Source organism: Aminithiophilus ramosus (assembly GCF_018069705.1).
GTDB classification, from domain to species: domain Bacteria; phylum Synergistota; class Synergistia; order Synergistales; family Aminithiophilaceae; genus Aminithiophilus; species Aminithiophilus ramosus.
In genome coordinates, this window is sequence record NZ_CP072943.1 from 478,797 (window position 1) to 491,309 (window position 12,513).

The 12,513-nt window shown below is 67.5% G+C and carries 14 protein-coding genes and 1 riboswitch; of the genes, 6 read left to right on the forward strand and 8 right to left on the reverse strand.

Going from position 1 to position 12,513, the window contains the following annotated elements:
* Positions 1-15: 15 nt before the first annotated feature.
* From KAR29_RS01965 to KAR29_RS01995, 7 genes are read right to left on the reverse strand one after another with little or no spacing between them, the layout of a single operon-like run.
* A complete protein-coding gene (locus tag KAR29_RS01965) occupies positions 16-981 on the reverse strand; it encodes an oligopeptide/dipeptide ABC transporter ATP-binding protein (protein WP_274373976.1) in 966 nt (321 codons plus the stop codon).
* Positions 971-1,753, reverse strand: coding sequence for an ABC transporter ATP-binding protein (locus tag KAR29_RS01970; RefSeq protein ID WP_274373977.1), 783 nt, complete (start codon positions 1,751-1,753; stop codon positions 971-973). The genes KAR29_RS01965 and KAR29_RS01970 overlap by 11 nt, the downstream gene beginning before the upstream one ends.
* A complete protein-coding gene (locus KAR29_RS01975) occupies positions 1,750-2,934 on the reverse strand; it encodes an ABC transporter permease (protein ID WP_274373978.1) in 1,185 nt (394 codons plus the stop codon). The genes KAR29_RS01970 and KAR29_RS01975 overlap by 4 nt, the downstream gene beginning before the upstream one ends.
* On the reverse strand, positions 2,931-3,896 hold the full coding sequence (locus tag KAR29_RS01980) for an ABC transporter permease (protein WP_274373979.1): 966 nt from the start codon (positions 3,894-3,896) through the stop codon (positions 2,931-2,933). The genes KAR29_RS01975 and KAR29_RS01980 overlap by 4 nt, the downstream gene beginning before the upstream one ends.
* Entirely contained in the window at positions 3,893-5,542 is a 1,650-nt protein-coding gene (locus tag KAR29_RS01985; RefSeq protein WP_274373980.1) for an ABC transporter substrate-binding protein, read from the reverse strand. The genes KAR29_RS01980 and KAR29_RS01985 overlap by 4 nt, the downstream gene beginning before the upstream one ends.
* A 40-nt stretch (positions 5,543-5,582) precedes the next feature.
* Positions 5,583-6,065: a nucleoside recognition domain-containing protein gene (locus tag KAR29_RS01990; RefSeq protein ID WP_274373981.1), complete on the reverse strand. Its 483-nt coding sequence runs from the start codon at positions 6,063-6,065 to the stop codon at positions 5,583-5,585.
* Positions 6,065-6,493, reverse strand: a complete 429-nt coding sequence (locus KAR29_RS01995) for a nucleoside recognition domain-containing protein (protein ID WP_274373982.1) — start codon at positions 6,491-6,493, stop codon at positions 6,065-6,067. Before KAR29_RS01995 ends, KAR29_RS01990 begins: the two co-directional genes overlap by 1 nt.
* A gap of 118 nt (positions 6,494-6,611) precedes the next feature.
* Between KAR29_RS01995 and sfsA the strand changes: the two genes are divergently transcribed.
* Entirely contained in the window at positions 6,612-7,736 is a 1,125-nt protein-coding gene (sfsA, locus tag KAR29_RS02000; RefSeq protein WP_274373983.1) for a DNA/RNA nuclease SfsA, read from the forward strand.
* On the opposite strand, the gene KAR29_RS02005 is transcribed toward sfsA, so the two are convergent.
* Positions 7,733-8,614 (reverse strand): DMT family transporter, encoded by an 882-nt coding sequence (locus KAR29_RS02005; protein ID WP_274373984.1) that lies wholly within the window; start codon positions 8,612-8,614, stop codon positions 7,733-7,735. The two genes, sfsA and KAR29_RS02005, sit on opposite strands and share 4 nt — an antisense overlap.
* 382 nt (positions 8,615-8,996) lie before the next feature.
* On the opposite strand from KAR29_RS02005, the gene KAR29_RS02010 reads away from it, so the two are divergent.
* From KAR29_RS02010 to KAR29_RS02030, 5 genes are all read left to right on the forward strand, one after another.
* Complete coding sequence (locus KAR29_RS02010; protein ID WP_274373985.1) at positions 8,997-9,404, forward strand: Fur family transcriptional regulator; 408 nt, start codon at positions 8,997-8,999, stop codon at positions 9,402-9,404.
* Entirely contained in the window at positions 9,401-10,177 is a 777-nt protein-coding gene (locus KAR29_RS02015; RefSeq protein ID WP_274373986.1) for a metal ABC transporter ATP-binding protein, read from the forward strand. The genes KAR29_RS02010 and KAR29_RS02015 overlap by 4 nt, the downstream gene beginning before the upstream one ends.
* Complete coding sequence (locus KAR29_RS02020; RefSeq protein WP_274373987.1) at positions 10,170-10,964, forward strand: metal ABC transporter permease; 795 nt, start codon at positions 10,170-10,172, stop codon at positions 10,962-10,964. Before KAR29_RS02015 ends, KAR29_RS02020 begins: the two co-directional genes overlap by 8 nt.
* Positions 10,965-10,996: 32 nt before the next feature.
* Positions 10,997-11,138, forward strand: a riboswitch (FMN riboswitch).
* A gap of 6 nt (positions 11,139-11,144) precedes the next feature.
* A complete protein-coding gene (ribB, locus tag KAR29_RS02025) occupies positions 11,145-11,795 on the forward strand; it encodes a 3,4-dihydroxy-2-butanone-4-phosphate synthase (RefSeq protein ID WP_274373988.1) in 651 nt (216 codons plus the stop codon).
* A gap of 208 nt (positions 11,796-12,003) precedes the next feature.
* Positions 12,004-12,459 (forward strand): protease complex subunit PrcB family protein, encoded by a 456-nt coding sequence (locus KAR29_RS02030; RefSeq protein ID WP_274373989.1) that lies wholly within the window; start codon positions 12,004-12,006, stop codon positions 12,457-12,459.
* Positions 12,460-12,513: the final 54 nt, after the last annotated feature.

Sequence of the window (12,513 nt, forward strand, 5' to 3'; positions counted from 1 at the left end):
GGCGTCGTCGGAGATCTATCGGGAAAGATCGGAAGTCGACGGAGCCCTCTCCCGGAAGAGGTGACAGGCCACCTTCCTTCCCCCGGCAAGGGCCGTGAGGGGCGGAGAGGAGGCGCAGAGGGCAAGGCTCGATGGGCAGCGGTGAAGGAAGGGACAGCCGCCGGGAGGCGCCGTTCCCAGCGAGGGAGGCGGTCCCGTCAGGGCCTTGCCCAGCCGGGGAAGGGCTGCGACCAGGGCCTTCGTGTAGGGATGGAGGGGCTCTCGGAGGAGGGCTTCCGTCGGGCCTTCCTCGACGGCCCGTCCTCTGAGGAGGACGAGGGCCCGCTCCGTCACGGCCCGGGCCAGGACGAGGTCGTGGGTGACGAAGAGGAGCCCCTTGCCCCGGGAGGACCTCTCGGCGATCCTCGCGACGAGGAGGCGTCGGGTGCCGCTGTCCTGCATGCTCGTCGGTTCGTCGGCCAGAAGGAGATCGGGGTCGGCGATCAGGGCCCGGGCGAAGGAGACGCGCTGTCGCTGGCCTCCGGAGAGGCTCGTTCCGGCCCGGACGTCCCAGAGAGATTCTTCGAGGAGGCAGAGCTTGAGCAGATGCCGGGCCCTTTCGCGGGCCGCCTCGCGCGGAAGGGGAGAAGGGCCCAGCCGGAGGGGTTCGGCGACGGCGTCGATGACGGTGAGAGTGGGAGGGAGGGCGCCGAAGGGATCCTGAGGGATGTAGCCGCAGCGTCTCCGGGCCGCCGTCGCCCGCTCCCCTCCGGCGGCGGGGTCGACGCCGAAGAGGCGAAGACGCCCTTCCGTCGGTCGGGTCAGGCCGAGGAGGAGGCGGAGGAGCGTCGTCTTGCCGCTTCCCGATTCGCCGACGAGGGCCAGGGACTGGCCTTCTCCGAAAGAAACGGTCAGAGGGTGGAGGGCGCGGAAGGGAGTCCTTCCCCTCCTGCCTCCGAAGGTGTGCCCCACGTCGACGAGGGAGACGATTTCAGGATTCATGGGCTTCCAGCTCCTTCAGGGCCTCCAGAAGGTCGATGGTGTGACGGTGGCGGGGTGCGGCGAGAACGTGGCCCGTCGGGCCCTCTTCGACGACGCGGCCCGCCTGGAGGACGACGAGCTCGTCGGCCACGGACGAAGCCAGGGCCAGGTCGTGGGTGACGAGGACGAGACCCAGACCGCGGCTTCGCGTCAGCTCTCCGAGGAGGGTGATGATCTCGGCCTGGGTGATCACGTCGAGGGCCGTCGTCGGTTCGTCGGCCAGAAGATAGGGGGCGTCGCAGGCGAGAGCCATGGCGATGGCGGCCCTCTGCTTCTGGCCTCCCGAAAGCTCGTGAGGGTAGCGGCCGGTCCAGGACCGGGGCAGGCCCGTCTCTTCGAGGAGCGTTCCGGCCCGTTTCAGGGCGTCAGATCGGCGAAGGCCCCGGTGAATCTCGAGGACTTCGCCGATCTGACGCCCCAGGGTGAGGACGGGCGTGAAGGCGTTCATGGCCCCCTGCAGGACGAGGGAGACCGTCGTCCACCGGTAGGAGGAGGCCTTCTCCCTTTCGCCGAGGGCCGTCACGTCGCGGCCGTCGACGGTGATTTTCCCCGCGAGGGAGGCCCCGGGAGGAAGGATTCCCATGAGGGCCGCGACGAGGCTGCTTTTGCCGCTGCCCGATTCGCCGACGACGGCCGTCGTCGAGGCGGGTCGGAAGACGACGTCGATGCCGTCCAGGGCCGGAATGTCGCGCGATCCCCCGTAGGTCAGCCGGAGCCCTTCGACGACGATCATGATCTCTCGCGGAGGCGGGGATCGGCCTTCTCCTCCAGAAAGCGCCCCAGATCGAGAAAGGAGAGGCAGACGACGACGATGCCCAGGCCAGGCGGGACGATGATCCACCAGGCTCCGGCCGTGAAGGCTCCGAAGCCGTGGGCCTCGTGGAGCATCCGCCCCCAGGAGAGGAGGTTGGGGTCCGAGAGGCCCAGGAAGGCCAGACCCGCCTCGGAGAGGATCGCCCCTGGGACGCCGAGAGTCACCGTCGCCAGAAGGACGGGCAGGGCCTCGGGAAGGAGGTGACGGCCCAGGATGTAGGCGGTGGGAGCTCCCAGGGCGCGGAGGTTTTCGACGAAGGGCGCCTCGCGCAGAGAGAGGGTGAGGGCCCGCACGGTTCGGGCCGTTCCCATCCAGGAGAAAAGGCTCAGGATGACAACGAGCTGCCAGAGGCCCCGCCCCCAGAGGCCGGCCAGAACCATGAGGATGGGCAGCACGGGCAGGGCCAGGAGAAGGTCGGCCAGCCGCATGAGAAGGCCGTCGACGATCCCTCCCAGATAGCCGCTCAGAAGGCCCGCCGTCGTCCCTGCCAGAGTGGCCAGGAACGTCGCCGACAGGCCGATGAGAAGCGAGATGTTGATCCCGGCCAGAAAGAGGCGGAAGACGTCTCGTCCCCTCTGGTCCGTCCCGAGGAGGCCCCAGCGTCCGCCGGGAAAGGCGGCGGCGACGTCGAGAGAGAGGGGCCGGTCTCCCTCGTAGCGGAGCGCGTAGGCGCCGGGTCCGGGAAGAAGTCTCTCCATGGCGGACTGAAAGGGCGTCAGTCCCAGGCCGAGGCGGAAGGCCATGTCGCGGCCGTCGAGGGAGACGGTCCCCCCGGGGCCTTTCAGCTCGGCCAGGAGGAGCGTCTGTCCCGCTCCCTCCCAGAGAAGGCGTCCCCGGCCTCCCTCGGGAAGGCTCCAGGAGACATGAAGGGAAAATCCCGCCGGCGGGCCCCATTGCCAGTCGAGGGCGACCTGTCGGTCGTGGCCGTCCAACCGGAGGCGGACCGTGGGCGGCGAGGTCCGATCGAGCCAGAGCGGGCGGGAGAAGGGCGGGGCGACGCTTTCTTCGGCCGGACCCGTCAGGGTCGGGCCCGATAGGCCGGCCAGGGCGAGAAGGAGGAGGACCCAGGGGCTCCAGCGGCGCAGGAGGCTCATCGTCATGCTCTTCTTTCGAAGCGGATCCGGGGATCGGCCAGGCCGTAGGCCAAGTCGGCCAGGAGATTGCTCGCCACCGTCACGAGGGCCAGAAGGTAGAAGGCCCCTCCGGCGGCGGGGTAGTCCCGGCCCTGGATCGATTCGAGGAGGAACCGTCCGACTCCGTGGAGGGAAAAGACCGTTTCGGTGATGACCGCTCCCGAGAGAAGGCCCGGCAGGGAGAGGAGAAGGAGCGTCAGCAGCGGCGGCAGGGCCGTCCTCAGGCCGTGGCGGAGGACGATGACCGACGGGGGCAGCCCCTTGGCTCGGGCCAGGAAGATCGGTTCCGACGCGAGGATCTTGACGAGGAGGTTGCGGATGTAGAGGGCCCAGGAGCCGAAGCTGAGGAGGACGAGGGAGAGAACGGGCAGGGTCAGGTGGCGGATGGCGTCGACGAAAAAGGCCGTCCCCTGGGGGGCCGGTACGGAGAAAGAACCTCTCAGGGGAAAGACAGGCCAGATGACGGCGAAGAGGAGGAGCAGGACGAGCTGGAGGAAAAAAGAGGGAAAGGAGAAGGAAAGGGCGCCGAACCCGAGGACGGCCCGTTCCGTCAGGCCGCCCCGCCTGAGGGCGGCGGTTGCGCCGAGGGCCGTTCCCAGAAGGGCCGAGAGGAAGAGGGCGCTTCCCGAAAGGGCCAGGGTGTGGGGGAGGCGCTGACGGAGCTCGTCCCAGACGGGCCGTCCCGAGATGAAGGAGAGGCCGAAGTCGAAGGAGGCCGTCTGCCGGAGGTAGAGAAAAAACTGCTCCGCCATGGGGCGGTCGAGACCGTAGGCCTGACGCAGCGCCTCTTTCGCCTCGGGCGAAAAGCGGGGGTCGATGAGGCTCGACAGGGGGTCGCCGGGCATGAGGCGGAAGAAGACGAAGTTGAGCGTCAGGACGAGAAAGACGACGGCCAGAGCTCCCAGAATTCGGCGGATCCAGTAGGTCATGGTTGCCCTTTCAGCCTTCGGTAGCCGTCGAAACGGCTGAGGCGGACGTACTGGCCGGGCCGGTATTCGCGGAAGACGAAAGGTCCCGATCCGATGAGGCCCGTCAGGTCTCCGTGCGACTCCGTCGTCGGCTGCCAGGTTCGCCAGGCCTCGACGTCGCCGACGATATGGGCGGGGAAGACGGGCAGCCCGCCGATGTTGTGGAGATGCCAGAAGCTGACGCCGTCCATGGTGACGACGACGGTCCTTTCGTCGGCGACGGAGACGTCGGCCACGTCTTTGACGTTGTCGAAAAAGCGGGGGACGGCCAGGGCCTTGAGGTGGCCCAGGGTGAAGGCCACGTCGGAGGCCGTCAGGGGACGTCCGTCGTGCCAGACGAGGTCGGGGCCGAGGCGGAAGGTGAGGCGCGTCGCCGCCTTTCCGCCGACGTCGATGACGGAGACGTCCCAGCTCTCGGCCAGTCCCGGCCGATCGGAGAGGTCGTAGGGGTCGATGGAGAGGAGCGACTCGTAGATGAGACCCAGAACGGTCCAATCGGTGGCCGTCGCCGTCGCCAGGGGGTTGAGATTTCTCGGCTCGTCCGTGAGGGTCCAGCGGAAGGGCGCCAGCTCTCCCGAGGCGGGGGCGATGTTGAGAAGGCTCCAGAGGTTGTCGGGCGTCGCCCTGTCGGAGGCGATGAATCCCGTCCACTCCTTCCTGTGGGCCGTCACGGCGTAGCGGGAGTAGAGGGGGATCGCGGGCAGCAGGCGGGCCAGCTCCCTCTGGACCTCGGAGGCGAAACGGCGGGCTGAGGCCTCGTCGGGAGCCTGGCGCAGGCCTTCGAGGAGGACGTCGAGGTCCGCGTCGTGAAGTCCGGCCATGTTGTAGCCGTCCTTCACGTCCATGGAGGAGTGGAAGAAGGCGTAGAGGCTGTCGGGATCGCGCGTCAGGGACCAGGCCAGGAGGAAGAGATCGAAATCGTGACGGTTGAGGCGCTCGACGAGGACGGAGAAGTCGAGATTTTCGACGGTGACAGTCAGTCCCAGGGAGTTCAGGGCCCGGGCCAGTCTCTGGGCCAGATCGGCCGTCGTCGGCGAGACCTGGGCCAGGGGGGAGAGAAGGCGCGCAGGGGGCAGACTCTTTCCGTCGGGGGTGACGAGGGACCCCGAGCCGTCCCAGCTCCATCCGGCCTCGCTCAGGAGGGATCGGGCCCGCTCCGGGTCATGGGGCCATCGCGTGACGTCGGGCTCGAAATAGGGCGAGACGGGAGGGAGAAAGGTCTCGAGGGCCGCGGAATAGCCGCCGAAGAGGTCGCGGACGATCTCGTCGCGGGGGATGACGGAGGCGATGGCCTGACGGAGGGCCAGGTCGTCCCAGGGGTGGCGGCGAAGGTTGAAGCCCATCTCCATCATGTGGAAGGCCTGAGTCAGGGAGAGTTCGATGTCGTCGCGCCGCGAGAGTCGCTCGATGTCGACGGGCCGGGCCAGGTCGGCCAGGAGGTGCGTCTCGCCCCGTTCCAGGGCCAGAAGCTGGGAATCGGCGTCGCGGACGAGGACGAAGTAGAGCTCGTCGATCTTGGGACCTCGCAGATCGGCGACGTCGACGGCACCCGGGGCGGGCAGGGCCAGGAACAGGGAAAAGAGGAGGACGAGGACCGTTGTTTTCATTGCAGTTCCCTCCTTGGCAGGCCGAAAGGGCGTCTCGATGTCACGGGCGGGGCCCGGAGCGCTTGTTCAGCAGGGCGGGAAGGGCCGTCGTCGCCGTCGGGCTCAGGAAGAGGGAGACGAGCCAGGTGACGACGAGGGCCACGCCGACGCGGGTCGCCAGGAGCAGGCGCCCGTCGGCGCCGACGACGACGAAGACGAGGGTGTCCTCGATGATGGCGTGGCAGCCCACGAGGAAGAGGACGAGGAGAAAGAGATCCCGTTTCGTCAGGCCGTCCTCGCGGGCGCTGTCGAAGATGACGCCCGCCCCGTAGGAGAGGCCGAAGATGAGTCCCACGAGGAGGGGGAAGGCCGACTTGGCCGACATGCCGAAAAGGCGGGTGAGGGGACGGAGGAGCCGGGCCAGGCCGTCGAGGAGATTCAGATCCCGGGCGAGCTGGAGGAGGACCATGAGGGGGATGACGACGCGGGCGATGAGCCAGGCCTGGGAGAGCCCCCCCGCGAAGGCGTCGAGGAGAAGGTCCATCAGGCGACCGCCAGGGTGAGGTGGGCCGCCATCCCCGTGAGGACCGCCAGGCCCAGGCGGAAGGCGACGACGAGGGGCACGCTCAGGCCCAGACGATGGGCCAGGGCCGACTCGACGGGCAGGGAGTGGGAGAAGGAGAGCATGAGAGCCAGAACCGTGACCTGGACGGAGTCGAAGGACATGGCTCCCAGGGCGCCGATGGCGGCGTAGAGGCTCAGGACGTTGCCGATGACGAGAACCAGCGAGGCCTCGCCGGGAAGGCCGAAGAGGCCCATGAGAGGCTCGAAAAGGCGGGAGAGCCATCCCAGAAGGGGAGTGGCCTCGAGAAGGCGGACGACGAAATAGACGGGCAGGGTGATCCTCAGAAGGGTCCAGGTCGTGTCCAGTCCCTTCCTGAAGCCCGTCGAGAGGGTGCGGCGCAGATCCATGACGATGCCTCCGTTTCTGTTTGCGATCTTTCGGGCTATCCTATCAGCTTTTACCCCCCCGGACTATAATGTGGAAAAACTTCACGGAAGCTCCACGAAAAAGGAAGGGATGTCGTCCATGACCGTCTCCGCCCCTCTCTACCGCCCTCGAGGTCCCCTGCGCGAGGGGCTTTTCATCGCCAGGCCCAATCGCTTCGTCGTCGACGTCGACATGGAGGGGCAGTCGGTGCGGGCCTATCTTCCCAATCCGGGCCGCCTCGACGAGCTTCTCCATCCCGGCGCTCCTCTGCGCCTCGTCGCCGCTCCCGGCGGGGCCACGGAGTGGACCGTCGTCGCCGCCGAGCGGTTCGGCCGTCCCGTCCTGGTCCACACTCACTGGAACAACGACGTGGCCCAGGCTCTCGTCGAAAAGGGCCTCGTTCCGGGCCTCGAAGAGGCCCAGATCCTGAGGCGGGAGGTGACGGAGGGATCGAGCCGCTTCGACTTCCTCCTCGACACGGCCTCAGGCCCTCTCGTCATGGAGGTCAAATCCTGCACCCTCTTCACCGAATCGGCGGCTCTTTTCCCCGATGCCGTCACGGAGAGGGGAAGCCGCCATCTGCGCCACCTGGCCCGTCTGGCCGAGGAGGGGCGACGGTCGGCTCTCCTTTTCGTCGTCCATTCCGACCGTCCCCGCCTCTTCTCGCCCGAGTACCACAGGGACCTTCTCTTTGCCCGGACCCTTCTCGAAGTGCGCGATCGCGTCGAGATCATGGCCCTGGCCGTCTCCTGGCAGGAGGACCTCTCCCTGAGCCGCGACGTGCGGCCTCTTCCCATCCCCTGGGAACGCATCGAGGCCGAAGCCCGCGACGGAGGGAACTACCTTCTGCTTCTCAGGGCAGACGGTCCCTTCTTTCTCTCCGACGGCAGCGGGACGCTGCCTTTCGACAGGGGTTTTTACCTCTACGTGGGATCGGCCGAGAGGGAGATGACGGCCCGAATGGAAAGCCACCGTCGGCGGAGAAAAACTCTCCGGAGTCCCGTCGACGGCCTGCGCGAAAAGACCGCCTTCGTCGCAGCCATGGCCCTGAGGGGGTCGGGCAGGTTCGACGACGCCCTCGTCGCGATGCTGGAGGCTCTGGGAGGCAGGCCCTGCCCCCTTTTCGGCGACGGTCCCCTTTTCGGCTTCGACGGCGATCCCCGTGACGGAGCCTTCGCGGAGAGGTTCCTGGCCCTGTCCACGGAAAGGCTTCTCGGCGACTAGGCCTCGGAGGAGCCCTTCCGGCTCTCGCCGAGAGAGGCCAGGACGATGCCGACGAGGATGACGGCTCCGCCTGCCAGCTTGGCCGTCGTCAGGCCCTCGTCGAGAAAGATCCAGGCCAGGAGGGTTCCCGTCAGGGGTTCGCCCAGAAGGGCCACGGCGACGAGTCCCGGCGAGACCCAGCGAAGGGCCCAGTTGTAGGCCGAGTGGCCCAGGATCTGGGGAATGAGCCCCATGGCGGCGAAAAGGAGCCATGTCTGGGAAGAAAAACCGGAGACGGGCAGCCCCAGGGCAAGGACGAGGGCCCCGAGGACGAGGGCCGCCGATCCGTAGCAGAGGAAAATGTAGCCCAGCAGGGAGAGCCTGTCCCTGACGCGGCGCCCCATGAGGAAGTAGAGGGCCGCCGAGAGGCCTCCCGCCAGAGCCAGACCGTCGCCGACGAGGGCCCTCCCGCTGAGGGCGAAATCGCCGGCTCCGACGATGGCTCCGCCGATCATGACGAGGCCCATGGCCAGCGCCGTCTTCCGTCCCACCCTGTCTCCCGTCATGACGGGGCCGAAGAGGCCGACCCAGATGGGGATGGTGTTGACGAGAACGACGCTGCTGGCCACGGTGGTGAAAAAAAGCGATGTGATCCAGGTGGCGAAATGGAGGGCCAGAAAGGCCCCGGCCAGAAGGACCTGTAAAAGATCTCCCCGACTCAGGGCTCGGTACTCGTCGCGGCATCGGGACAGGGCGAAGGGGGCCAGAAAAAGCGTCGCCGCCCCGATGCGGTAGGCTGCGATGACCAGAGGCGGCGCCTCGGCGAGGCGGGCGAAAAGAGAGCCCGTCGATACGCCCAGAATGCCCAGGGCCAGGCCCAGCAGGATCTTCTTGTCCATGGTCGTCTACCTCCTTGCCCTCTTCAAAGAGGGTCTGTTCCAGCAGAGAGCGGTCGGGATGTCGAGGCGGCCAGGGCACGGATCCTCGTCAGTCCCGGAAGGGGCGACGAGAAGCCGATGAAGAGGGGCGGCATGGGCCAGCTCCCGATCTGTCCATTGCATACCTTACTATAAAAAGGAGCTCTTTCCAAGCTCTTCGCGTCGAAGGCAGGGTTTTCCGACCTCGTCGCTGCCCTGTTTCTGTCTCCGCCGAAGCGACGAGGTCGCGATGGGTGGTTTCGGAGGGAGGTGGCGTTCTTCCCGGGGGACGGCGAAGGGGGCCTTTCCCTGGGGATCGGGGCAGACACTTGCAAGTCTCTCGCATAAAGGCTAGGATGAAGCCATGGAACGATGCGAGGCCCTCCAGGTTCTGAGAGACCATAAAATCCGCGTCACGGCCGGGAGAAAGGCCCTTCTCGAAGAGGTCTTCCGCCGTGACGGCGCCTTCTCCGCCGCCGAGCTCCACCGCGCGACGGAGGGCGTCGATCTGGCCACCGTCTACCGCTTCCTCAACCTCCTCGTCGCGAGGGGCATCGCAAGGGCCCTTCGCGGCCCTCAGGGGGAGCAGTTTTTCGAGAAGGCCTGCGTCCACAACCCCGTCCACCCCCATTTCCTCTGCCGGAAGTGCGGCTCCGTCTTCTGTCTCCCGTCGGCTCCTCTCGACGTCTCCCTTCCCGGCGGGGGAGGTTTCCTCGTCGAAGAGGTTTCCCTCATCGTCCGGGGGCTCTGCCCCTCCTGCCGCGATTCATGAACTGGGCCGTCGAGGTCGAGGGGCTCCGTTTCGCCTACAACGGCGAGACGATTCTCGACGACGTCACCTTCTCCGTTCCCCGCGGCGAGTTCCTGGCCCTCCTGGGGCCCAACGGGGGAGGGAAGACGACCCTTCTCAAGCTCCTCGTGGGCCTTCTCCGGCCGGCCGCAGGGACGATCCGCCTTCTGGGGAGCCCCCTCGAAGAGGCCCTTTCCCGCGTCGGCTACGTTCCTCAGGACACGAACGTCAACAAGGATTTTCCCGTAACCGTCGAAGAGGTCGTTCTCATGGGCCGCCTCGGCCGGGGACGCTGGTTCGGGCGGGCCGACGCAAAGGAGCGCCGCGCCGCCGCGAAAGCCCTGGAAAGGGTCGGCCTGGCCGATCTGGCCCGCCGCCGTCTCGGCGAGCTGTCCCAGGGACAGCGGCAGCGCGTTCTCATCGCCCGGGCTCTGGCCACGGCGCCGGAGCTCCTCCTTCTCGACGAGCCGACGGCCAGCGTCGATCCCTCGGCCCAGAGTGCCCTCTACGAGGTCCTGAAGGAGCTCAACGGCGAGGCGACGATCGTCGTCGTCAGCCACGACCTGACGGCCGTCAGCGGCCACGTCGGCGCCGTGGCCTGCGTCAACAGGAAGGTCCATTACCACCCTTCGGGGACGATCAGCGACGCCACCTTCCGCGCCACCTGGGGCCGTTGTCCCGTGGAACTCATCGCCCACGGCGTCCCCCATCGCGTCCTCGGCGTCCACGATCACGAGGAGGATCGCCATGACTGAGCTTTTCCAGCAGGAGTTCCTCCGCAACGCCCTCTACGCCGGTCTTCTGGCCAGTCTGCTCTGCGGCGTCATCGGAACCCTCGTCGTCGTCAACGGCGTCGTCTTCCTCGCCGGAGGCCTGGCCCACGGCGCCTACGGCGGCATCGGCCTGGCCTACTACCTGGGCTATCCCCCCCTGGCAGGGGCGGCCCTCTTTTCCGTGGCCCTTTCGACGGTCGTCGCCGGGGTGACCCTCAGGGACAGTCGCAGGGCCGACGCCGTCGTCGGCGTCCTCTGGGCCGTCGGCATGGCCTTCGGCATTCTCCTCCTCGATCTGACGCCGGGCTACCACCCCGACCTGATGAGCTACCTCTTCGGGAGCCTCGTGGCCGTCCCCTCCGAAGACCTGGCCCTCATGACGGCCGCCGCGGCCTTCGTCCTCCTGGCCGTCGCCCTCTTCTACCGTCCCCTCGAGGCCCTCTCCTACGACAGGGACTATGCCCGGACGCGAGGCCTTCCCGTGACGGCTCTCTACGTCCTTCTCCTGGCCCTCGTGGCCCTCTCCGTCGTCCTCGTCATCAGCGTCGTCGGCCTCATCCTCGTCATCGCCCTTCTGTCCATTCCGCCCTACATCGCCGAGAAGTTCTCCCGGTCCCTGCTGGGCATGATGGTCCGGGCCACGGTCCTGAGCCTCTTTTTCACCCTCGTCGGCCTTCTCCTGGCCTTTCGCTTCAACGTCACCTCCGGCGCCGCCGTCATCGCCGTCGCCGGGACGGGGTTTTTCCTCTCCCTTCTCTTCCGTCGTTGACGACTTCCCCTTCGAGGTGTACCTTTCACCTATCCGATTCTCGGGGCGGGGTGAAAGTCCCCACCGGCGGTGTCCCGGTTTTTTCCCGGGGAGCCCGCAAGCGCCTCCAAGGGGGGCGCCGATCCGGTGCGAAGCCGGGGCCGACGGTTACAGTCCGGATGGAAGAGAGGAGGCAATAGCGTGAAGGATCTGTTGTGTTCTTTCGGCACGCCCTTGCAGCGGGTGGAGAAGGCCCTGGAGGCCCTCCGGCGCGGCGAGGGCGTCCTTGTCGTCGACGACGAGGACAGAGAGAACGAGGGCGATCTGATCTTCTCCGCCGAAAGCCTGACGGAGTCCCAGATGGCCCTTCTCATCCGCGAGTGCAGCGGCATCGTCTGTCTCTGTCTCAGTGGCGAACAGGTGGACCGCCTCGGCCTTCCTCTCATGGTGAGGGAGAACAGCAGCCGTTATCAGACGGCCTTTACCGTCTCCATCGAGGCTGCCTGTGGCGTCACGACGGGCGTCTCGGCCGCCGACAGGGTCCGGACCGTGAAGGCCGCCATCGCTTCCGACGCAGGTCCCCAGTCGGTCCACAGGCCGGGCCATGTCTTCCCCCTCCGTGCCCGTCCGGGCGGCGTCCTTGAACGCCGAGGCCATACGGAGGCGACGGTGGATCTGATGAGCCTCGCCGGACTGGCTCCCTGCGGCGTCCTCTGCGAGGTGACCAACGCCGACGGGACGATGGCCCGGCTGCCTCAGATCGTCGACTTCGCCCGCCAGAGGGCCATGACGGTCCTCTCCGTCGAGGACATCGTCGCCTACCGTCTTCATCGGGAGGCCCTCACGGGCTGAGACGAGGTCCCCTCCCTCGAGGGGACGGAAAAAGGGCCGCCGAGGCCGACGGCCCCTGACGAGGCAGAGGCTCCCCTTAGGGACGATCCTCCGCCTCGTCCCTCTTTGCGCCTCCGGAGGTCTTCCGATCGGCGCCTTCTGCCGGTTTCTTCCTCTTCCGCCTGAGGTACAATGGTCTCAACAACGGAAAGGAAAGGTGGGATCGCCCGTGAGCCTTTTTCGCGCTGCCGCCCTCTTCTGCCTCCTCTTCGCCTCCGCTACCCCTCTTTTCGCCTCCGAACCGGTGCCTCTGGCCTGGTACGGCGTCGCCTCCTCCCATTACGAGCCGGGGCCGGCCAGGGGGGCCTGGATCCTGGCCGACGAGGGAGACCTTCCCCTCGTGCCCCCCACGTTGCGCCTCAAGGCCCAGGAGGCCCTCCGGTCCCTGGAGCCCAGGGAGACCCTTCTCTTCCTCTCGGCGGGAATGCGCTCCACCGGCGGCTACCGCGTCGCCGTGACCGACGTGCGCTGCGACGGATCGAAAGTCCTCGTCCTCTGGGCCGTCCAGGGGCCTCCTCCCGGGGCCATGGTCAGTCAGGCCCTGACCCACCCCATGGCTCTCGTCCGCATCCCGGCCCCTCTTCCGGCCATCGAGCTCCGCGAGGCGACGAGGCGGTCCGACTGAGGCCCCTTTCTCCTTGCTCCAAGTGAGCTCCCTCCCGCACAAGGCCTCCGTCCC

Excerpts from the sequence above, each read along its gene's own strand:
- KAR29_RS01965 (WP_274373976.1), bottom strand. The coding sequence starts at position 981 with ATGAATCCTGAAATCGTCTCCCTCGTCGACGTGGGGCACACCTTCGGA.
- KAR29_RS01970 (WP_274373977.1), bottom strand. The coding sequence starts at position 1,753 with ATGATCGTCGTCGAAGGGCTCCGGCTGACCTACGGGGGATCGCGCGAC.
- KAR29_RS01975 (WP_274373978.1), bottom strand. The coding sequence starts at position 2,934 with ATGACGATGAGCCTCCTGCGCCGCTGGAGCCCCTGGGTCCTCCTCCTT.
- KAR29_RS01980 (WP_274373979.1), bottom strand. The coding sequence starts at position 3,896 with ATGACCTACTGGATCCGCCGAATTCTGGGAGCTCTGGCCGTCGTCTTT.
- KAR29_RS01985 (WP_274373980.1), bottom strand. The coding sequence starts at position 5,542 with ATGAAAACAACGGTCCTCGTCCTCCTCTTTTCCCTGTTCCTGGCCCTG.
- KAR29_RS01990 (WP_274373981.1), bottom strand. The coding sequence starts at position 6,065 with ATGGACCTTCTCCTCGACGCCTTCGCGGGGGGGCTCTCCCAGGCCTGG.
- KAR29_RS01995 (WP_274373982.1), bottom strand. The coding sequence starts at position 6,493 with ATGGATCTGCGCCGCACCCTCTCGACGGGCTTCAGGAAGGGACTGGAC.
- sfsA (WP_274373983.1), top strand. The coding sequence starts at position 6,612 with ATGACCGTCTCCGCCCCTCTCTACCGCCCTCGAGGTCCCCTGCGCGAG.
- KAR29_RS02005 (WP_274373984.1), bottom strand. The coding sequence starts at position 8,614 with ATGGACAAGAAGATCCTGCTGGGCCTGGCCCTGGGCATTCTGGGCGTA.
- KAR29_RS02010 (WP_274373985.1), top strand. The coding sequence starts at position 8,997 with ATGGAACGATGCGAGGCCCTCCAGGTTCTGAGAGACCATAAAATCCGC.
- KAR29_RS02015 (WP_274373986.1), top strand. The coding sequence starts at position 9,401 with ATGAACTGGGCCGTCGAGGTCGAGGGGCTCCGTTTCGCCTACAACGGC.
- KAR29_RS02020 (WP_274373987.1), top strand. The coding sequence starts at position 10,170 with ATGACTGAGCTTTTCCAGCAGGAGTTCCTCCGCAACGCCCTCTACGCC.